A 20,552-nucleotide genomic window follows, 5' to 3' on the forward strand; every position below is an offset into this window, starting at 1 on the left:
TTCTGAGCCAGGATCAAACTCTCAAGTTTTGAAACTTTGATTGGCTTTTATCTGGTCACGCTTTGAATTGACGAGAACATTCACACCTAGACACTCACGTGTCTTGGTAGACTTTATTCTCTCAAAACGTGTCCGCCAAAGTCTCGTTCGAACCTCATACCCCTGGCGGGATAAGAGGTTCAGCAGGACTCTGCCGCCCACGTTTCTCTTTCTTCATTATTCAATTTTCAAAGAACAGACATCACTTCACGCAATGTCGTGGCCCGCTTCGCTTTTGGCTCCGGGGCCGTCCGAGTGTCGCTTACGCGGCTCTCTTGAATTTCGCTAAGGGCAGGCTTAGAAGCAAACTTCTTCGTCGCCAGCGGCGAGCCGCCCTCGTTCGTGAGGCGTATATAGTCGCCACCAACGACAACTGTCAACACACATCGAGAATGTTTTTGAACTTTTTGCGACAGAAATTTCGGACCCGATCTGTCGATAGCCAACTGCCCCAGGGGAACGCTGGCAACATGCGTGGCACGGCCCGGAAGGAGCCCTATTGCCGCCGCATTGCCGTTCGACACCAAAGCCATCGAATGTGGGCGCCGCCGATCGAGCAGCGCCTCTCTTAGGAGCCCTCCTATATAGGAGTGTGCGATGGGCCTTGCGGAGAAGGTACACCGCCCCGCCTGGTAGAGTGCTCTATAGGAGAAGTGCCTGGGGGCAATTCGGTCGGAGCCTGGCGCTTCGTTGACTTCACCTGCCATGACAGGCAAATGTCACGGCCACAACAAAAGCGACAAGCCGTTCCGCCCGGGGAAGAAGCAGCCTTTCTGGATGCCAGACACGGAAGATGTCATAGCCGAACTCGGCAATGAGCCGCCGCTGATCGCGGATGGCCGCAGTGGCCCGCCCGACCGGCGCGAGGTTTCTGCACGCTGGCTGTCGGGAACATTTCTCACCGGCGTGACCTCGAGCGTGTTGATGGGCGTGGCGCTGTTCGCCGCTCTTGACGGCCGCCAGCAGCTGGCCACCCCACCCGAGATCGCCGAGTTGATCAGCCTTGCCGGCAACGGAGATTCCGGCGAAGTCGCCAAGACGACCAGGCTGGTGGCGCCGCGTCAGATCGCAAAGGCCAAGGACCGCCGCCGCATGGAAGTGTCGATGGTCACCAAGGTCGGCGACCGCGACGTCATCCACACCATGCCTTTCGTGCAGATCAAGATGGCCCTTGCCGCCGGCCACACCACCAGCCGCGCCTACCCCCCCTTCGACCCGATGCAAGTGTTCGGCGACGACGGCGACGACAATGCCCAGCCGGCGACGGCCGCTTCCGGCCAGATCTACGGCGCCAAGGTCGAAAGCGAGATGAGTCTGAAGACCGTCGATTTTCCGATCGACACGGCTTCCTTCGACGAAAAGAGCGACCTCTCCGCCGACGAGGTGGAAAAAGTGGTGCGCGAGGCCGGCACCGACCTCAGCGACGGCGCCGTGCAGGTCGCTTCGCTCCACTATGTCGATCCGCAGCGATTCGGCGAAGCCTTTGCCGAGAGCATGGCCGGCTCCTACGACGTCAAGATCGTGCCGGAAAACGTCTCCGTGGCGCCGCGAGCCACCGTGGACGACCAGGCGCCGGCTTTCGCCGAGGAAATCATCCCCTTCACCAAGGATCTCGACGTCACCGAGGCTTTTGCTGATTCCGGCTACACAGGGGAAGACGCCACCGGAATGGCCGAAGCCATAGCCAAGTTGCTCAATGCGACGGCGCTCAAGGCTGGAACCGTGCTGCGCGTCGGCCTCGAGGTTCACGGCGATGCCGCCAAGGTCGTGCGCACCAGCGTCTACGACCGGACCCAGCACATCGTCACCATCGCGCTCAACGATCGCGGCCAGTATGTGCCGGCGCAGGAACCGGATCCGAACCCCGAATTGCTGACGGCCTTCGATGATTCGTCGGCGCCGGTGGTGGTGCGCGGCAACCTGCCCAACGTCTATGACGGCATCTACCGCGCCGCCTACTCCTACGGCATGTCCAAGGCGATGACGCAGCGGTTGATCAAGCTGCTGGCATCCGATGTCGACTTCCAGTCTCGCCTCAGCCCCGCCGACCGCATCGAAGTCCTGTTCTCGCAGCCCGACGGCGACGATCAGACCTCGGACAGCTCCGAGCTTCTCTACGTCTCGGCGACGTTCGGCGGCCAGACCCGTAACTTCTACCGCTTCCAGATGCAGGACGGCGGCACCGACTATTTCGATGAGGACGGTTCGAGCGCCGAGCAGTTCCTGTTGCGCAATCCCCTGCCCGCCGGGAAATTCCGCTCCGGGTTCGGCGCCCGCAGGCATCCGATCCTCGGCTATGTCCGCATGCACACCGGCGTCGACTGGGCAGCCCCCATCGGCACGCCGATCATCGCCGCCGGCAACGGCACGGTCGAGAAGGTCGGCTGGGCCGGCGGTTACGGCAAGCAGATCATCATCCGCCACGCCAATGGCTACGAAACGTCATACAATCACCAGAGCGCCTTTGCCAAAGGCATCGAACCGGGCGTGCACGTCCGCCAGGGCCAGACCATCGGCTTCCTCGGCCAAACCGGCCTCGCCACCGGCCCGCATCTTCACTACGAGCTGATCGTCAACGGCACCAAGGTCGATCCGATGCGTGTCCGCCTGCCGGTCGGCAAGGTGCTGAAGGGCGATGACCTCGTCGCCTTCAAGCGCGAACGCGAACGCATCGACGAACTGTTGAAGCAGGAAGACAGCGATTCGCTGAAGGTTGCGAGCGCCAAGATCGACGGTTGATCGGCTTCAGCCTGGCGTATCTTCGGCCTTTCGCGGCCATGGCAATCGATCACCGGGAATGGTCGTCCAGGCGATAACAGCCGCAAGCAGGCAAAGCAGCGCGGTCACCGAAGAAACCGCGGCAAACGCGGCGTCGCTGGCGGCGAGCCTTGTCGCATCGATGGCCGGGGCAAGCCCGGCTGGCGCCGGTTCACCAAATCCCGGGATGCCGGACGTTGCGCTCGCGTCCAGTGCATTCGCGTAGACCCACGCGGCAAGCGAGCCCATCGCCGCCACCGCGATCAGACCGCCGATGCGTGAGACGGCATTGTTGATGCCGGAGGCCGCCCCCGTGTCCTTGTCCTCCACCGCCGTCATGATCGCGGTCGACAAGGGCGACACGACCAGAGCCATGCCGAGCCCCATCAGCCCCATCAGCGGGAATGTTCCGGTCCAGAAATTGTGGATGCCGGCGTAGGTGAGCAAGGCCAGCCCGGCAAACGCAAAAGCCACGACCAGGCTGCCGCAGGCGATCGGAAAACGCGGTCCGATCCGGTCCGACAGCTTGCCGACAGGTCCCGACAAAAGCGCGATCGATGCCGCCAAGGGCAGGAAGATGAAGCCGACCTCGGCCGTGCTCAGCCCCCAGCCGGCGATCAGCAGCATTGGCAGATAGAAAAGGTTGGCCGACAGCGCAAAATAGAGGAAGAACGTCGCCACATTGGCGCCGGCGAAAGCACCGACGCGAAACAGGCTGAGGTCGATCATCGGCTCGCGCTGCCGAAGCTCGAAGACGATGAAGACAGCCAGCAATACGACGCCGGCGGCAATGCTCGGCCCTGCCATGAGGCCCTCGCCGCTGGCGCTCATCGAGGTCAGCCCATAGGCAAGCGCACCGAAAGCCAATGTCGCGAGCGCTGCACCGCCGAGATCCAGGCTGCGTTTCTCCGTCGGCGCATCGGCCGGAACCTTGGCCAGCAGAAGCCAGATCGAAATCAAGCCCAGCGGCAGGTTGATGGCGAAGATCGCCCGCCAGATGCCGTCGCCGAAGGCCGACAGCACGAAGCCGCCGAACACCGGGCCAAGTGCCGTGGTCAGCGCCGAAGCCGCCGCCCAGATGCCGATCGCGCGGCCGCGTTCTTTCTTCGGGTAGGCCTTGGCGATGATGGCGAGGCTGCCAGGCACCATGATTGCCGCACCGATGCCTTGCAACGCGCGAAATGCGATCAGCACAATTGCATTCGGCGCCAGCGCACAGGCAAGCGAAGCGAGGATGAACAGCGCAATGCCGGCCACGAAGGCGCGGCGCAGACCGAATCGGTCGCCGGCAGCGCCCCCGGCCAGGATCAGCGCCGACAGCGTCAACGCATAGGCATTGGAAATCCACTGCGCCTCGGCAAGGCTTGCGCCGAGATTGACGCGGATCGCTGGTGTAGCGATGGCCAGGATGGAGCCGTCTATGAAGCCAAGCGCCGAGGCCAGAATTGCCGCGACCAGCACAAATCGTCGCCGCGACTGCGGACAAAACGTTCCATTCGTGACCGGATTGGTCAGCGGGACGGCGGCGGCTTCACTTGGTGAATGCATGAAACCTTGCTTAAACCCCCAGCGCACCGGCAACAACCAGCCAGTGGCTTGCTGTCGCTGAAACCAGCCGTTTGGCCAGGGTCGCACCCTGTCGGATGCAAATGGCGGCAACCATGCTAGGTTTCCGGAAGGTGCCGATGGGGAAACATCGATGAAGCGGCCACTTGAAGCATCGGCTGAGGGACGCGGCCGTATCGTCGGGATCACCGACGGCGTATTCGCCATCGCGCTCACCCTGATCGTTCTCGAAATCAGGGTGCCGGCGCACGAGGCGATCCATTCCGAACGCGAGCTGCTCGCCGCGATCGCCGACCTGGCGCCGCGTTTCCTGACCTACGCCTTGAGCTTCCTGACGCTGACCATCTTCTGGTTTGGCCAGCAGGCGCAGCATGGTCTGATCGCCAAATCCGATCGACGGCTTGCCACGCTGAATCTTTGCTTTCTCGCCTTCATCGCCTTGCTGCCCTTCTCGACCGACCTTCTGGCCGACTTCCTCGAGTTCAGAACCGCGGTGCTGGTCTACTGGCTCAATCTGCTGGCGCTCGGCGTCACGCTGTTCGCGAGCTGGCGTTATGCGGAGAAAAGCGGCTTCGTAGCAGAGGATGTCGATGCGGAAACCAAACGCACGGTCTATCTGCGCATCATCAAGGCACAGATCCTGTGGGCGGCCGGCGCCGCACTCTCGCTTGTCAGTCCCTTGCTCAGCGTCGGCTTCATCCTGATCGTGCAGTTGGTCTATGCCGCCGCGCTTCGCGGTTCACTGCTGCGCAAGGTTATCGGCTGAGGGCCCGCCGACAAACTCCACCGTCACGCCCGGCGAAACCAATTTGGCCAGCTCCCGCGCATCCCAGTTGGTCAGGCGTACGCAGCCATGGCTCTCGGTCTTGCCGATCTTCGACGGATCGGGCGTGCCGTGGATGCCGTAGGTCGGCTTATCCAGGGCGATCCAGACCGAACCGACGGGACCGTTCGGGCCCGGCGGAATGGTCAGGACCTTGTCGTTTTGACCCTGCTTGAAATTGATGCTGGGATTGTAGGTGTAGTTCGGATCGAGCGCCACGCGCGACACCGTGTGTATGCCGGACGGTGACGGCGTATCCGACGAGCCGATGGTTGCGGGATAGGCCGCGACCAGTTTGCCGCCGGCGTCATAGGCGAAAACCTCTTTCTTGTCCTTGTCGGCGACGATACGCGCCACCGGCGTCGAAACCAGCCTGCCGAAATTGGCGACCTTGATGATCGTGCCGGGACGATTGAAATCGATCTCCGGGTTGAGCGCCTTGAGATAATTCTCGTCCATGTGAAAGCGCTCCGCGAGCGCCTCGGTCACCGACGTATAACCCATGCGGTCGAGTTGCGCCTTCTGGCTGTAGTCTTCCGGGATCGACGCGACATAAGGACCGGCCGCGTCCTCCGCTGTGATCGTGTAATTGGCGAAGGCATCGCCGCCGGATTGCGCAAGTGCCGCCTGGATGGCGACCGCGTCGGTCGATCGCAGATTGGCGCCGGTGATCTGGTTGTAGGCGGCGAGCGCCTTGTCGACATTCGAACCGAAACGCCCGTCGATGACGCCAGGCGAAGCGCCACCCCGGTCGAGCAGCACCTGAAGGGCGGCGACATCCTGGCGCGCTCCCAGCGAAAGTGCCGGGGCAACGGTGGTCTTGTCGCCGGCCTTTGGCGGCAGAGCCGCCTGATCGGCGGGTGTCGTCGGCTGGGCAGGGTCTATCGCGGCCTCGTTCAGCGGCTGGCGCTTGATTGTACCCGGCTTAGCCGGCTGCGGCGCGTCGGGATAATTTTCGTCGTAATTGCCATCGTCCTGCGGCGCCGGCGGGTAGGCTTCGGCGGAATTGTCCCCATAGGGATCGTACTCATCTGCCGGCGGCGGGATAACGCGGCCTTCCTCTTCCAACTGCTTGCGCCGGAACCGCGCCATGTCTTCCGGATCGTCGAGATAGTAGCGGTCGTCGCCTTCGGGGGCGCGGCCCAGTTCGCGCAGTCGTGTCTCGCGGCGCAAGGCGCGGCGGTCGAGCCGGGTCTGCGGCGGCTGGATGGCGATGACCTTGCCGGTATCGGCATCGACGATCACGCGGTTGCCCCTGGCGTCGTAGTAGATGTCGAGATTACCGTCCTGGGCGACAAGGATGCCCCCGGTGTCGGCAGCGCGGACAACCCTTGGCGCATTGTCCGTCGTCGGCGCGGCGAACGCCCCGGAAGACACAAGCCCGGCGGCTAGCGCCGAGAGGGCAAAGATCGTGCGGAACATGGTGGCCAAATTCTCCGGTCCGTAAATTTGCCGCCGCCGGCATTGTCTTCTGGCGAACCCCTTCGCCAGCAAACCAGTTACACCATCCTATGGTTCCAACATGAACCGGGCATGAAGATGGCGGTTTTCCGGCGCCTCAAGGAATATAGGCTAGCTTTCGGCAAGTCCCAATTCCTTGCGCGCCTGCCTGGTAAGCTTCAGGGCGACAAGGCGATGGCTCTCGCGCAGATAGTCCTTCAGCGCGGCATCATCCATGCTCTGGCTTGTCCGACGCTGGATCCATGTCATGCCGCGCGAGGCAAGATAGGGTGCGGGCCGTAGCCCCGGCTGTTCCTTGAGCACATCATAGGCGATTTCGGAACATTTGAAGGTGACGAAGAGCTGCTGGCCATCGTCCCAGCCGCCGATCGCGAAGACCTTGGCCCCCACCTTCCAAACATGGGCGCCACCCCACTGGACGACATGGGTCGTCGAAGGCAGCGAGTCGCAGAAGCTGTTGTAGTCGTCCAGTGTCATCCCCGCCCCACGTTTTATATGAAAACGCCGCGCGTCCAGGAAGGACGCGCGGCGCAGGATCAGGCTGCCGCTTCCGCCGCGACGATCGTCGGTTTGGAGCGGAAATTCAGCCGGTCGGAACCGGCTGTCACCTTGACGGTCGAGCCGTCGAGGATGTCGCCGAGCAGGATCTTCTCCGCCAGTGGGTCCTGCAATTCCTTCTGCATCACCCGCTTCAGCGGCCGCGCGCCATAGGCCGGGTCGTAGCCCTTGGCCGCCAGCCAATCCACCGCCTCCTGGTCCAGCGATAGCGTGATCTTGCGGTCGACAAGCAGGCTCTCGAGCCGCTTGAGCTGGATCTCGACGATGCGGCCCATATCCTGCCGGCGCAGCCGGTGGAACAGGATCACCTCATCGACGCGGTTGAGGAACTCCGGCCGGAACGATGCCCTGACGACGTTCATCACCTCGTCGCGCACCAGATCGACATCTTGGTCCTCGGTGAGGTTGACGAGATATTCGGCGCCGAGGTTCGACGTCATGATGATCAGCGTGTTGCGGAAGTCGACCGTGCGGCCCTGGCCGTCGGTCAGACGGCCGTCGTCGAGCACCTGCAAAAGCACGTTGAACACATCCGGATGCGCCTTCTCGATCTCGTCGAACAGCACGACCTGATAGGGCCTGCGCCGCACCGCTTCGGTCAGCGCGCCGCCTTCCTCATAGCCGACATAGCCGGGAGGCGCGCCGATCAGCCGGGCGACCGAGTGCTTTTCCATGAACTCCGACATATCGATGCGCACCATGGCGCTCTCGTCGTCGAACAGGAAGCTCGCCAGCGCCTTGGTCAACTCGGTCTTGCCGACACCCGTCGGTCCGAGGAACATGAACGAGCCGATCGGCCGGTTCGGATCCTGCAGGCCCGCGCGGGCGCGGCGCACCGCTTTCGACACAGCTTGCACCGCCTCGCCCTGGCCAACGACGCGCTTGCCGATCTCGTCTTCCATGCGCAGCAGCTTGTCGCGCTCGCCCTGCAGCATCTTGTCGACCGGAATGCCGGTCCAGCGCGAGACGATATGGGCGACGTGGTCGGGGGTAACCACCTCTTCGACCATGCCGGCTTTGCCGTCCTGGGCCTCGGCCTCCTTCAGCTTCTTTTCCAGTTCCGGAATCTTGCCATAGGCAAGCTCGCCGGCGCGCTGGAATTCACCCTTGCGCTGGGCAATGGCAAGGTCGTTGCGCGCCTCGTCGAGCTGCTTCTTCAGGTCGGCGGCGAGCCCGAGCTTCTGCTTCTCGGCCTGCCACTTGGCGGTGATCTCGGTCGATTCCTCCTCAAGGCCGACGAGTTCCTTTTCCAGGCGGGCGAGCCGGTCCTTCGAAGCATCGTCCGTCTCGACCTTCAGCGCCTCGCGCTCGATCTTGAGCTGCATGATGCGGCGATCGATCTCGTCCAGCGCCTCGGGCTTGGAATCGACCTGCATGCGCAGCCGCGATGCGGCTTCGTCGACCAGGTCGATCGCCTTGTCCGGCAGGAAGCGATCGGCGATGTAGCGGTTGGACAGCGTCGCCGCCGCCACCAGCGCTGAATCCGAAATGCGCACCTTGTGGTGCTGCTCGTATTTCTCCTTCAGGCCGCGCAGGATCGAAACGGTGTCTTCCACCGTCGGCTCGTCGACGAAAACCGGCTGGAAGCGCCGGGCAAGGGCTGCATCCTTCTCGACATGCTTGCGATACTCGTCGAGCGTGGTGGCGCCGACGCAGTGCAGTTCGCCGCGCGCCAGCGCCGGCTTCAACAGGTTGGACGCATCCATGGCGCCATCCGCCTTGCCGGCGCCGACCAGCGTGTGCATCTCGTCGATGAACAGGATGATGTTGCCGCTGGCCGAGGTGACTTCGGAGAGCACGGCCTTCAGCCGCTCCTCGAACTCGCCGCGATATTTGGCGCCGGCAATCAGCGCGCCCATGTCGAGCGCCATCAGTTGCTTGTCCTTCAGCGATTCCGGTACGTCGCCATTGACGATGCGCAGTGCCAGGCCTTCGGCGATCGCTGTCTTGCCGACGCCGGGTTCGCCGATCAGCACCGGATTGTTCTTGGTGCGGCGCGACAGCACCTGGATGGTGCGGCGGATCTCGTCGTCACGGCCGATCACGGGGTCCAGCTTGCCGGCACGGGCATCCGCAGTCAGGTCGCGCGCGTATTTCTTCAGCGCGTCGTAGCCCTGTTCGGCACTCGCCGAATCGGCGGTGCGGCCCTTGCGGACATCGTTGATGACCTGGTTGAGCGCCTGCGCGGTGACGCCGGCCTTGGCCAATATGCCGGCGGTCTTGGCCGACTTTTCCATGGCGAGCGCCTGCAAGAGCCGCTCGACCGTGACAAAACTGTCGCCGGCTTTCTTGGCCAGTTCCTCGGCGGTCGAAAACACTTTCGCCAGCGGCTGGGCCAGATAGAGCTGGCCATTGCCGCCCTCGACCTTGGGCATCGCTTCGAGCGCCGTCTCGACGCCAAGCTTGACGTCGCGGACGTTGCCGCCGGCGCGTTCGATCAGCGACGCGGCCAAGCCCTCGTCGTCGTCGACGAGCACTTTCAGGATATGTTCAGGGGTGAATTGCTGGTGGTTGCGGGAAAGCGCCATGGTCTGCGCGGACTGGATAAAGCCGCGCACGCGCTCTGAGTATTTCTCAAGGTTCATATCTGTCTCCTTCCATCACCGGCCCGCTTTGCGGCACCGGATCCGATTGCGGTGACGGACCCGCTCATTCGAGCCGGGTCCAGTTGAGGCTGATATGGTGCACAGGCCCTGAACCCTCAAGACGTCCCGATATCGGCAACCACATAATATTGCACGGCCGCCCAAACGAAAACGGCGGAGATTTCTCTCCGCCGTTCAATGCCTTGAAGTGCCGTTGGGTCAGTTGTCGATATCGACATTGACCGGTTGGGCGTTGCCGCTGTCGGCCGGGGCCGCAGCCACCTCGGCGGCGTCGGTCCCGGAATTGGCATTGTCACTACCGCCATCAACCTGATCGGCGTTGACGCGCGGACGACGCGGACGACGCGGACGACGGGCAGCACCGCTTTCGGCGGCCGCCTCGTTGAGTTCGGCCTGGGCGGCAAGACCTGCCGGGGAAAGGTTCTCGAACGACGGAGCCGGTTCGGCCGGCGCCACAGATTCGGCCGGCGAAACGGCTTCGCCCTGGACCGGGGTCTCGTTGCCCTGGGGCTGACCACCTTGCTCGGCGGACGATGAAAAGTCGCGCTGGCCGTTCTGGCCATAGCCGCCATTGGGGCGGCGATCACGATGGCGCCCGCCATTGTTGTCGCGGCCGCCATTGTTGCGCCCGCCATTGTTATCGCGGGCCTCGCGGCCACCTTCCCGGTTCAGCGCGACCTCGGCCGGCGTACCTTCGATAACCGGCTGCGGGCCGGCGCCATGGTTGACCACCGGGATCTGGACGTCGGAAGCAGCGTTGCTGTTGTTGCCGCTATTGTCGAAATCGTCGCGGTCCTCATCGCCGTCATCGTCGAAATCATCGCGATTCTGCTGCGTGTTCTGGATTGGCATCTGCGCCTGTGCGGCCGCAATGATGCGATTGTAATGCTCGGCGTGCTGGAGATAGTTCTCCGCCATGACCCGGTCGCCGGAGCTGTGTGAATCACGGGCAAGGGTGGCGTATTTTTCGGCGATCTGCTGAGCCGAACCGCGGATCTTCACGTCCGGGCCATTGCTCTCGTAGTTGCGCGTCAGGGGATTAGGCCCCTTGCGGTTGTTGTTGTTATTGTTGTTATTGTTACCACCGCCGCCGCCATTGTTGTTGCGACCGCGCATGCGCCTGTTCTGCTGTTGTGGCCTCATCAAACTCTCTTCATTTTGAAATTTTCGAAAAACTCTTCACGAACGGAGGCGCTCATGCAGCCAGCCGTTTCGTCTCTTCACCGGCGTTCGCCCGCATCGATTGCGTTGGCGCCACGTGTCATCCTGTTCCGGTTACATCACTTGCCGGACGATTCCCGCACGAAGCTTGGGCATCGTTTGCGCAAGAAGGCAGCTATTTCCAAGGAAAACCGAATCGCTAAGAGCACTGCCTGCTTCGTCTCATCCGGTTAAGGCGACCCTAGCCGCATTCCCCGGCATTGCCAAGCGCTTTTTTGCACTGCGTCAAGGCTTTATCCTTTCAAAGACAATAACCCTGTCGTTTCCACCGAGGTCACGGAAAACACTGCCCGGCACGTAGCCGGCTGCAGTGAATATCTCGCAGACCTCGTTGCGTTGCGTATGGCCGATCTCGACCGCAATTCTGCCTTCAATTTCCAAAAACCTTGCCGCTTCCGCAGCGATGGTTCTGTAGGGGTTCAGACCGTCCGCGCCGCCATCCAGGGCTAGGCGCGGGTCGAAATTGCGGACTTCGTCCTGCAGATTTCCAATGTCTTCGGAGGATATATAGGGAGGGTTTGCGACAATTACATGGTACCGGCCGGAAACTTTTTCGAACCAGTCCGACTGCAGCGCCGTGAACCGGCCCGCAAGGCCCAGTTGCCCGGCATTGCGGGCCGCCGTCGCCAGCGCACCCGCGGACAGATCGACGCCGGTGGCATTAGCCGTCGGCACGACGCTGAGCAGCGCCAGCGCAATGGCGCCGGTGCCGGTGCCAAGATCGAGGATGCGACACTCGCCTTCCTGCGTCGCAACCGCCTTGACGAAGGGCAATATCGCCTCGACCAGCGTTTCGGTATCCGGCCGCGGTTCCAGCGTTTCCGGCGACAGCGACAGGCGCAAACCGTAGAATTCACGATAGCCGAGGATGCGATGCACAGGTTCGCCGCCGGCGCGGCGTCTCAAGGCGGCATCGATTTCGGCAACAGCGCCGGCGCCGACCCTGCGTTCGGGGTCCGCAATGGCTTGCGTGCGCGTCGTGCCCGAGAAATGCTCGACGATCAGCCTCGCATCGAGCGCCGGGTCGTCGACGGTGCTGCCGAGCCGAGCCCGCGCTTCCCGCAGCAGCGGCCCGAGCGCGTTGGGCAGGTCAGTCATCGATGCCGATGTCGGCGAGCAGCTTGGACTGATGATCGGCGATCAGCGCGTTGATGATCTCGTCGAGTTCGCCCATCATCACCCGGTCGAGCTTGTAGAGCGTCAAATTGATGCGATGGTCGGTGACGCGCCCTTGCGGGAAATTATAGGTGCGGATGCGTTCCGAGCGGTCACCGGAGCCGACCTGTGACTTGCGCGATTCGGAGCGCTCCTCGTCAGCCTTGCCGCGTTCGAGATCATAGAGGCGGGCGCGCAGGATCTGCATCGCCTTGGCGCGGTTCTGGTGCTGCGATTTCTCAGCCTGCACGACCATGATGCCGGTCGGCAGATGGGTGATGCGGACGGCCGAATCGGTGGTGTTGACGTGCTGGCCGCCCGAACCCGAGGCGCGCATCGTGTCGATGCGGATGTCTTCGGCCCTGATGTCGATGTCGACCTCTTCGGCCTCGGGCAGCACCGCGACGGTTGCCGCCGACGTGTGGATGCGCCCGCTGGCCTCGGTCGCCGGCACGCGCTGCACGCGATGCACGCCGGATTCGAATTTCAGATGCGCAAAGACGCCCTTGCCCGACACCGTGGCGATGATTTCCTTGTAGCCGCCGGCATCGCCATCGCTGGCCGAGGCGGTCTCGAAACGCCAGCCGCGTTCGGCGGCGTAGCGTTCGTACATGCGAAACAGGTCGCCGGCGAAAAGCGCGGCCTCATCGCCGCCGGTGCCAGCGCGGATTTCGAGAATGGCGTTCTTGTCGTCGGCGGCATCCCTAGGCAACAGCAGGATTTGAATGTCCTTCTGCAGCGCCTCGATGCGGTCCTCGACCCCTGGCAGCTCGGCCTCGGCCAGCGCCCGCATCTCGGCGTCAGTGCCCTTGTCGGCAAGCATGGCCTCGAGGTCGGCCTGTTCATGCTCGGCCGCGCGCAGCGCCCTGACCTTGGCCACCATGTCCTGGATTTCGGCATATTCGGATGCCATCCGCACATAGGCGTCCGGCGCCGGGCCGGCCGACATCTGCGCTTCGAGCATATCGAAACGCTTGACGACTTGATCCATACGATCGCGGGGCAAATTGACCATGATGAGGCTGCTATAACGGGATCGAACGGTCGTCGGCAAAGGCCTGCAGCAGCGCCCGCATCGGCAGGCCCTGTGCCGGAGCCATCAGATTGTCGTCGAAAAACGCCTTCAATTCGTCTAGCGGCAGTTCCGTCAGCATCGCCTTGACCGGCCCGATCGAGGCCGGCGACATCGAGATTGAGCGGAAACCGAGTCCGATCAACGCCATCGCCGAGATCGGCTTGCCGGCGAGTTCGCCGCACAGCGTCACCGGCGTGTGATTGCGGACGCCGGCATCGGCGATCTGCTTGAGGACGCGCAAGAAGGGTGCCGACAGCGTGTCGAAGCGGTTGGCCAGTTGTGTGTTGCCGCGGTCGACGGCCATGACGAACTGGAACAAATCGTTCGAACCGACCGAGACGAAATCGACCGCCTTCATCAATTCGTCGAGCTGGAACAGCAGCGACGGCACTTCAAGCATCGCCCCCAGCTTCAGGCTGGTTGGCAAATGATGGGCAAAGCGCGACAAGTGCCGCACCTCGCGGTCGATGATCTCGCGCGCCTGGGTAATCTCGCCGAGCTCGGTCACCATCGGCAGCATCAGCTTCAGCTCACGCCCGCCGCTGGCCTTGAGCAAAGCGCGGATCTGGGTGCGCAGCAGGCCCGGCCGGTCAAGCGTCAGGCGGATCGCCCGCCAGCCAAGCGCCGGGTTCTCTTCCTGGATCGCGCCCTTGAAATAGGGCAGCACCTTGTCGCCGCCAATGTCGATGGTGCGGAAGGTGACGGGCTTGCCGCGCGCCGCTTCGAGCACGTCGCGGTAGAGCTTTTCCTGGGCCTCGGCCCGGGGAAAGGTGGAAGCGACCATGAATTGCAATTCGGTGCGGAACAGACCGATGCCGGCCGCACCCGCTTCGGCAAGCTGCGGCAGGTCGACGGCAAGACCGGCATTCATCAGCAAATCGACCTGTACACCATCCCTGGTCGTCGACGGCTTCTTGCGCAGTTCGCGGTAGACCTCTTGCCGGCGCGCCCTGAAACGCACTTTTTCGGCATAAGCGGCCTCGAGATCTGGCTGCGGCCGCAAATGGATCACGCCCTCCTCGCCGTCGACGATGATGGCATCGCCGTTTTCCGCCATGGAAACAGCGCCCTTCATCTGGCCGGCGACGGGGATGCCCATGGCACGCGCGACGATGACGACGTGGCTGGTCGCTGCACCGTCCTCGAGCACCAGCCCGCGCATCTTGTCGCGGGGATAATCGAGCAGTTCGGCAGCCCCCATCGAACGGGCGACGATGATGGCGTCCTTAGGCAGCGATGCCGCGACATCTTCCGGCCCGCGCCCCATCAGCTGGCGCAGCAGGCGGTTGGCGAGGTCGTCGAAATCGCTCATCCGCTCGCGCAGATAGGGATCGGTCATGTGCAGCATGCGGGCGCGCATGTCGCTCTGCACCTTTTCCACAGCGGCTTCCGCCGTCAGGCCGTTGCGGATCGCCTCTTCCAGCCGGCGCACCCAGCCGCGATCGTTGGCGAACATGCGATAGGCTTCCAGCACCTGGCGATGCTCGCCCTCGAAGGCGACGTCGCGGCGTTCCAGCATGTCGTCGATGGACAGCCTGAGCGAGCTGAGTGAGGTCTCCAACCGGCGAACCTCTTCCTCGCTGTCCTCGTTGAACAGATTGGTGACGACGATGCGCGGCTCGTGCAGCACGACATGGCCAAGCCCGACGCCTTCATTGAAGGACAGGCCGGTGAAGCTGACAGGACGGCGCAGATCGAGTTCGAGGCCGGGCCGGGTCAGCCGCGCCAGATCGCCGGTGGCGATCATCTCGGCGATCACCATCGCCGTGGTTTCCAGCGCCTCGACCTCGTCGTCGCGGTAGTGGCGCATGGTCTTGTTCTGCACCACCAGCACGCCCAGCGTGCGCCCTGCCCGCAACACCGGCACGCCCAGGAACGAGTTGTAGATCTCTTCCCCGGTCTCCGGCAGGTAGGCGAAGGCAGGGTGTTCCTGCGCATTGGACAGGTTGAGCGGCCGCGCGCTGGCGGCGATGGTGCCGACCAGGCCTTGGCCCAGCCGCAACTGCGCCAAATGGACGGCGTTCGGGTTCAGGCCTTCGGTGGCGTAGAGTTCGAGCACCGAATCGGCGCGCAGCACATAGAGCGAGCAGACTTCCGCGACCATGTTTGAGGCGATGTCGCGCACAATCCGGTCAAGCCGCTCCTGCGGCTCCAGCGGCTCCTGCATGAGCTCGCGGAGCCGTTTGAGCAAAACGCGCGGGCCACTGGCCTGATCACGCATCGCGGCTTGTTCTCCAATGGGCATTCTGCCCGCCGCAGTTTCCACCGCGACCGGCGCACACGCAACAACTCAAATCGTTCTCGCTACTGCTTATCCAGACCGTAGACGGAATGCAAAGTACGAACCGCAAGTTCCGTATACGGGCCGTCGATCAGGATCGAAATCTTGATCTCCGAGGTCGTGATGGCGCGGATGTTGATCGATTTGTCGGCCAGCGCCTTGAAAGCGGTGGCGGCGACGCCGGCATGGCTCCTCATGCCGATGCCGATGACCGAAACCTTCGACATGCCGGCTTCCGACTGCACGACATCGTAGCCGATCGAGGCCTTGAGGCGTTCAAGCACGGCCAGCGCCTTGTCGACATCGCCCGACGGCACGGTAAAGGTCATGTCGGTGAACTTGCCGTCCTCGGAAATGTTCTGGACGATCATGTCGACATTGATGTTGGCCTCGGCCAGCGGCCCGAAGATGCCGGCGGCAACGCCCGGCCGGTCGCCGACCCGGCGCAGTGAAATCTGCGCTTCGTCCTTGGCGTAGGCAATTCCGGTGACGACCTGCTGTTCCACGATCTCTTCCTCGTCGCAAATGAGCGTTCCGGGCGGATTGAGCAAATCCCCCATTCCGGGCGCATCGGGATCGTCGAAGGACGACCGCACGAAGGTACGCACCCTGTGCACCATGGCAAGCTCGACCGAACGCACCTGCAGAACCTTGGCGCCGAGCGAGGCCATTTCAAGCATTTCCTCGAACGAGATCTTGGCCAGCCGCCGCGCCTTGGGCTCGATGCGTGGATCGGTGGTGTAGACCCCGTCGACATCGGTGTAGATGTCGCAGCGATCGGCTTTGACCGCCGCGGCGATGGCGACAGCACTGGTGTCGGAGCCGCCGCGGCCGAGCGTGGCAATACGATTGTCCGGGCCGATGCCCTGGAACCCGGCAATCACCGCCACCTGGCCCTCGCCGAAGCGCTTGATCAGGAACGCACCGTCAATGTCGAGGATGCGCGCCGCCCCATGCGCATTATCGGTCTTGATCGGGATCTGCCAGCCCTGCCAGGAGCGGGCGTGCACGCCCATGTTCTGCAAAGCGATGGCCAGCAGGCCGGCCGTGACCTGCTCGCCGGAAGCGACGACCGCATCATATTCGCGTGCGTCATGCATCGGCGAGGCCTCACGCGTCCAGCCGACCAGTTCGTTGGTCTTCCCGGCCATCGCCGAAACGACCACCGCCACCTCATGGCCGGCGTCGACCTCGCGTTTGACGTGACGCGCCACGTTGCGGATGCGGGCGATGTCGGCGACGGAGGTTCCGCCGAATTTCATCACGATGCGCGCCATGGGAGCGAAATGCCTTTGACTGAAGCCGGATCCCAGCCAAAAGCCGGAATCCCGAAAAGCGGAAGGCCGGCTGACGCCGGCCGCTGAATGCGCGGCCTCCTTAGCCAAATGACGAAGGTTTCGCAAGGCTGGCGGCCAATTGCCGGCTCCAGAAGCCGGCATATTGCCTTCCGCCCCGGCGCCGCCTACGAAATGCTGCCTGCGGGGAATTCTTTTGGTTCGGCATAGCAGATGATGATTGCTCGGTTTCGACGTGCCATGCGATGGCAATCGCTCCCGCTTGTCGCAGGCTTTGCGGTGCTGGCGCTTATTGTCGGCAGCCGTGCCATGCTGGTCGAGGAACAGCGGGCCAACCGCGCCGCCGCGCGCGAGGCAATCGAATATCAGCAATTGCTTTCGGGTCTGCTTTCTCTGGCACAGGAAGCCGAGAACGGCCAGCGTGGCTACCTGCTGACCGGCGAGAAATCCTATCTCGAACCCTATCGGAGCGCTGTCGGCGCCATTCCGGGGCAACTTGCCCGTATCGACAGCTTGACCGCCCCCGACGACCAGTTCGTCCAGCCGATCAACCACATCAAGGACGCGCTTTCGCAAAAGCAGGCTGAACTGGCCGAGACGATTGCCCTGTACGACCAGGGCAATGCGACGAAAGCGCTGGATCTGATTCGCAGCGGCCAGGGCAAGGCAGTCATGGACGAAATCCGAACCAGCATGGATACGGTCCGACGCATCAGCGCCGCAGCCGTCGCCGCGCGCGACGCGCATACCGACCAGGTCGAGACCTGGCTACGCATCGGTTCGGTGGCGGCACTGCTGGCGATCTTCCTGCTTGCCGGCTACGCGATCAGGGAATCGCGCCGCCGCTTCCTTGAGGTGGTCGTCGCCCAGGAGGAGTTGGTGCGCAAGAACGTCGCTCTCGGCAGAGAGATCGAGACACGTGAAAAGGCAGAATCCCAGATCCGCCAGATGCACAAGATGGAGGCGGTCGGCCAGCTTACAGGCGGCATCGCCCACGACTTCAACAACATGCTGGCGGTGATCATCAGCGCCATGAACCTCGCCCAGCGCAAGCTGGCGCGCGGCGAGCACGACATCGCACAATTCATCGACGCGGCGATCGATGCCGCGACCCGTGCCGCCAATCTGACGGCCCGGCTGCTCGCCTTCTCGCGTCAGCAGCCGCTGGCGCCGCAGATCGTCGACGCCAACCGCCTGCTGACCGGGATGTCCGACCTGATCCGTCGGGCACTCGGCGAAACCATCCGCATCGAAACGGTGCTGGCGGGGGGCTTGTGGAAAACCCATGCCGACCCGAGCCAGATCGAGAACGCCGTTCTCAACCTGGCTGTCAACGCCCGCGACGCCATGGGCGATGACGGCAAGCTGACCATCGAGACCGCCAACAGCCATCTCGACGACAGCTACGCCGCCGCCCATGCCGAAGTCGCGGCCGGCCAGTATGTGATGATCGCCGTCAGCGATACCGGTTCGGGCATGACCCCCGATGTCATGGCCAAGGCCTTCGAACCCTTCTTCACCACCAAGCCGGTCAACAAGGGCACCGGCCTTGGATTGAGCCAGGTGTTCGGCTTCGTCAAACAGTCGGGCGGCCACGTCAACATCTATTCCGAGCCCGGCGAAGGCACGACAATCAGGATCTACTTGCCGCGGTATTTCGGCGCCGAAGAGCCGGCCGTGCCCACCGGGCGCGGCGACAACCCCGCCGCACCGGTCGCCGAAACGATCGTTGTCGTCGAGGATGATGCCCGCGTGCGGGTCTCCACCGTCGAGGCCATACGCGAACTCGGATACACCGTCATTGATGCCGCGAGTGGCGAGGAAGCGTTGCAGAAACTGGCGGAGAACCCGAAGGTCGCCCTGCTGTTCACCGACATCGTCATGCCCGTCATGAACGGCCGCAAGCTGGCGGAAGAGGCCGTTGCCCGCATGCCGCGGCTGAAGGTGATCTTCACCACCGGCTTCACCAGGAACGCCGTGGTCCACAACGGCGTGCTCGACCACGACGTGCATTTCCTCGCCAAGCCCTTCACCATCGAGCAACTGGCGGCGAAACTGCGTGACGTGCTCGGCACGACGCAAGTCGCAGCGGACTGATCACAATCGCTTCAGCCTGACGCAGCCGCGCTTCTCCACAGGCCGGGATAGTCGACAACGAAGCCGTGCGGCGAGACATTGAGGGTCTCGTCATAGCCGAACACCGGCGCGGCATAGGCATAGCGAACCGTGTCGAGACGCCGATAGGTCTGATCGAGGCGCACCAGGCTCAATTCAGGGAAAGTCAGGTAGGCGGCCGGGGCAGGCGACGCTTCGCCGATCCCGAGGCCATACCGGCGGATCGCCACCAGGTTCGATGCCGGTGTGAAGCCAAGATCAACGTCGACAAGGCCGTCGACGCCCTGCTGGACTTCGCGGTTCAGCGTCCACTGGCCGTTGAAATCGCGTTCGATCGCATAGTGCAGCTGGCGCGTGCCGAGAAAGCCTTCGACAAGCGCCGCCCGTGTGTGCCAGCCGGCATCGCAATCCACCCCGTAGGCGAGGCAGCACGGCTTGCCGTCCTGGATGAAGATGGCTTGTCCCTTGAGGCTGTGCCCGCCATCGGTCTGCGCAAGCAGACAGGCATCATGCCCCTCCACGTCCAGCCGATGCCAGAGGATCGAAGCCGTCATTGCTGTCATCGTCACCTCCTTCGAGTTCAAAACGATGATGTGTTCCTTCGCCCGCCAGGCCAATTGTGTTTCACCGCGGCGCACTCCAGCTGACATGCCCTGACAGAATCCGGCTCCCTGCCGGCAGAGGAAAATTGTTGCCTTGACATTCGCGGCTTCACGCCCGACTTCCTAGCGCATGGCCCCGAAATCGAAGTCGATTTCGGAAAGGATCATGCGCAGAATCTAAAGTGCTACAGCGTCCTTTGCGCGTCCAAGAGGACGCGCGGCGCTGTAGTGTCGAGGAGACCAACCTATGCCAGAGCCCCGACGATCGACGATCGATGCCGGAGAAGTGGAACGCTTTTCCGCCCTTGCCGCCGAATGGTGGAACCCGAACGGCAAGTTCCGTCCCCTGCACAAATTCAATCCGGTCCGGCTGGCCTATATCCGCGACCAGATAGCGACGCGCTTCGGCCGTGACCCACGCGCTGCAAGGCCTTTCGAGGGACTGCGCATCCTCGACATCGGTTGCGGCGGCGGACTTTTGTGCGAGCCGATGGCGCGGCTTGGCGCCGAGGTTGTGGGCGCGGATGCCTCCGAAACCAACATCGAAGTGGCCAAGCTGCACGCCGCCGAAGGCAATGTCAGCGTCGACTATCGCGCCACGACGGCCGAGGACCTTGCCGACGCCGGCGAGAAATTCGACGTCATCCTCAACATGGAAGTGGTCGAGCATGTCGCCGACATCGACCTGTTCGTCGCCAAATGCGGCGAGATGGTGCGGCCCGGCGGCATCATGTTCGTGGCCACCATCAACCGCACGCTGAAGGCGCTGGGCTTAGCCATCATCGGCGCCGAATATGTGCTGCGCTGGCTGCCGCGCGGCACCCACCAGTTCGGCAAGCTGGTGCGCCCGGAAGAGCTCGAAAAGGCGCTTGCCGGCGCCGGCCTGACCATCATCGACCGCACCGGCGTCACCTACAATCCGCTGGCCGACCGCTGGGCGCGGTCGAAGGACATGGACGTCAACTACATGGTCCTGGCGGAAAAAGGCTCGGTCTGAT

At 63.3% G+C, this 20,552-nt stretch carries 15 protein-coding genes and 1 rRNA gene (1 of these 16 cut by a window edge); 4 read left to right on the forward strand and 12 right to left on the reverse strand.

The window, feature by feature from the left end; genetic code table 11:
* Together P3C39_RS25945 and P3C39_RS25950 are read right to left on the reverse strand one after the other, a co-directional pair.
* Window positions 1-29, reverse strand: a 16S ribosomal RNA gene (locus P3C39_RS25945) (it extends 1,456 nt beyond the left edge of the window).
* A gap of 198 nt (window positions 30-227) precedes the next feature.
* Window positions 228-572 (reverse strand): hypothetical protein, encoded by a 345-nt coding sequence (locus P3C39_RS25950; protein ID WP_050580470.1) that lies wholly within the window; start codon window positions 570-572, stop codon window positions 228-230.
* 244 nt (window positions 573-816) lie between these two features.
* Between P3C39_RS25950 and P3C39_RS25955 the strand changes: the two genes are divergently transcribed.
* Entirely contained in the window at window positions 817-2,778 is a 1,962-nt protein-coding gene (locus tag P3C39_RS25955; RefSeq protein ID WP_063173803.1) for a M23 family metallopeptidase, read from the forward strand.
* A gap of 6 nt (window positions 2,779-2,784) precedes the next feature.
* Here P3C39_RS25955 and P3C39_RS25960 read toward each other — a convergent pair whose 3' ends face one another.
* The gene (locus tag P3C39_RS25960; protein ID WP_275954553.1) at window positions 2,785-4,344 is read right to left on the reverse strand and encodes an MFS transporter; all 1,560 of its coding nucleotides are present in this window, start codon (window positions 4,342-4,344) and stop codon (window positions 2,785-2,787) included.
* A 151-nt stretch (window positions 4,345-4,495) separates the two neighbouring features.
* Here P3C39_RS25960 and P3C39_RS25965 point away from each other — a divergent pair, with 151 nt between their 5' ends.
* Window positions 4,496-5,128 carry a TMEM175 family protein gene (locus tag P3C39_RS25965; RefSeq protein ID WP_275954554.1) on the forward strand — a complete coding sequence of 211 codons (633 nt, stop codon included), beginning with the start codon at window positions 4,496-4,498 and terminating at the stop codon, window positions 5,126-5,128.
* On the opposite strand, the gene P3C39_RS25970 is transcribed toward P3C39_RS25965, so the two are convergent.
* The 8 genes from P3C39_RS25970 to P3C39_RS26005 all read right to left on the reverse strand — a co-directional run bounded on the left by P3C39_RS25970 (window position 5,102) and on the right by P3C39_RS26005 (window position 16,819).
* Window positions 5,102-6,607, reverse strand: coding sequence for a L,D-transpeptidase family protein (locus P3C39_RS25970; protein WP_275954555.1), 1,506 nt, complete (start codon window positions 6,605-6,607; stop codon window positions 5,102-5,104). The genes P3C39_RS25965 and P3C39_RS25970 overlap by 27 nt on opposite strands.
* Before the next feature lie 150 nt (window positions 6,608-6,757).
* Window positions 6,758-7,123, reverse strand: coding sequence for an MmcQ/YjbR family DNA-binding protein (locus tag P3C39_RS25975; RefSeq protein WP_275954556.1), 366 nt, complete (start codon window positions 7,121-7,123; stop codon window positions 6,758-6,760).
* 59 nt (window positions 7,124-7,182) lie between these two features.
* Window positions 7,183-9,789, reverse strand: coding sequence for an ATP-dependent chaperone ClpB (clpB, locus tag P3C39_RS25980; protein ID WP_275954557.1), 2,607 nt, complete (start codon window positions 9,787-9,789; stop codon window positions 7,183-7,185).
* Between the two features lie 219 nt (window positions 9,790-10,008).
* Window positions 10,009-10,953: a DUF4167 domain-containing protein gene (locus P3C39_RS25985; RefSeq protein WP_275954558.1), complete on the reverse strand. Its 945-nt coding sequence runs from the start codon at window positions 10,951-10,953 to the stop codon at window positions 10,009-10,011.
* A gap of 303 nt (window positions 10,954-11,256) precedes the next feature.
* Entirely contained in the window at window positions 11,257-12,129 is an 873-nt protein-coding gene (gene prmC, locus P3C39_RS25990) for a peptide chain release factor N(5)-glutamine methyltransferase (protein WP_027163520.1), read from the reverse strand.
* The gene (gene prfA, locus P3C39_RS25995) at window positions 12,122-13,201 is read right to left on the reverse strand and encodes a peptide chain release factor 1 (RefSeq protein WP_275954559.1); all 1,080 of its coding nucleotides are present in this window, start codon (window positions 13,199-13,201) and stop codon (window positions 12,122-12,124) included. Before prfA ends, prmC begins: the two co-directional genes overlap by 8 nt.
* Window positions 13,202-13,211: 10 nt before the next feature.
* Window positions 13,212-15,482, reverse strand: a complete 2,271-nt coding sequence (ptsP, locus tag P3C39_RS26000; protein WP_063169068.1) for a phosphoenolpyruvate--protein phosphotransferase — start codon at window positions 15,480-15,482, stop codon at window positions 13,212-13,214.
* A gap of 83 nt (window positions 15,483-15,565) precedes the next feature.
* The gene (locus tag P3C39_RS26005; protein WP_275954560.1) at window positions 15,566-16,819 is read right to left on the reverse strand and encodes an aspartate kinase; all 1,254 of its coding nucleotides are present in this window, start codon (window positions 16,817-16,819) and stop codon (window positions 15,566-15,568) included.
* Window positions 16,820-17,077: 258 nt separating this feature from the next.
* On the opposite strand from P3C39_RS26005, the gene P3C39_RS26010 reads away from it, so the two are divergent.
* The gene (locus tag P3C39_RS26010) at window positions 17,078-18,934 is read left to right on the forward strand and encodes a CHASE3 domain-containing protein (protein ID WP_275954561.1); all 1,857 of its coding nucleotides are present in this window, start codon (window positions 17,078-17,080) and stop codon (window positions 18,932-18,934) included.
* An 11-nt stretch (window positions 18,935-18,945) separates the two neighbouring features.
* On the opposite strand, the gene P3C39_RS26015 is transcribed toward P3C39_RS26010, so the two are convergent.
* The gene (locus P3C39_RS26015) at window positions 18,946-19,515 is read right to left on the reverse strand and encodes a putative glycolipid-binding domain-containing protein (protein WP_275954562.1); all 570 of its coding nucleotides are present in this window, start codon (window positions 19,513-19,515) and stop codon (window positions 18,946-18,948) included.
* A 286-nt stretch (window positions 19,516-19,801) separates the two neighbouring features.
* Between P3C39_RS26015 and ubiG the strand changes: the two genes are divergently transcribed.
* Window positions 19,802-20,551, forward strand: a complete 750-nt coding sequence (gene ubiG, locus P3C39_RS26020; RefSeq protein WP_013529456.1) for a bifunctional 2-polyprenyl-6-hydroxyphenol methylase/3-demethylubiquinol 3-O-methyltransferase UbiG — start codon at window positions 19,802-19,804, stop codon at window positions 20,549-20,551.
* Window position 20,552: the final 1 nt, after the last annotated feature.

This window comes from Mesorhizobium sp. XAP4 (assembly GCF_029269325.1).
GTDB lineage: Bacteria > Pseudomonadota > Alphaproteobacteria > Rhizobiales > Rhizobiaceae > Mesorhizobium > Mesorhizobium ciceri.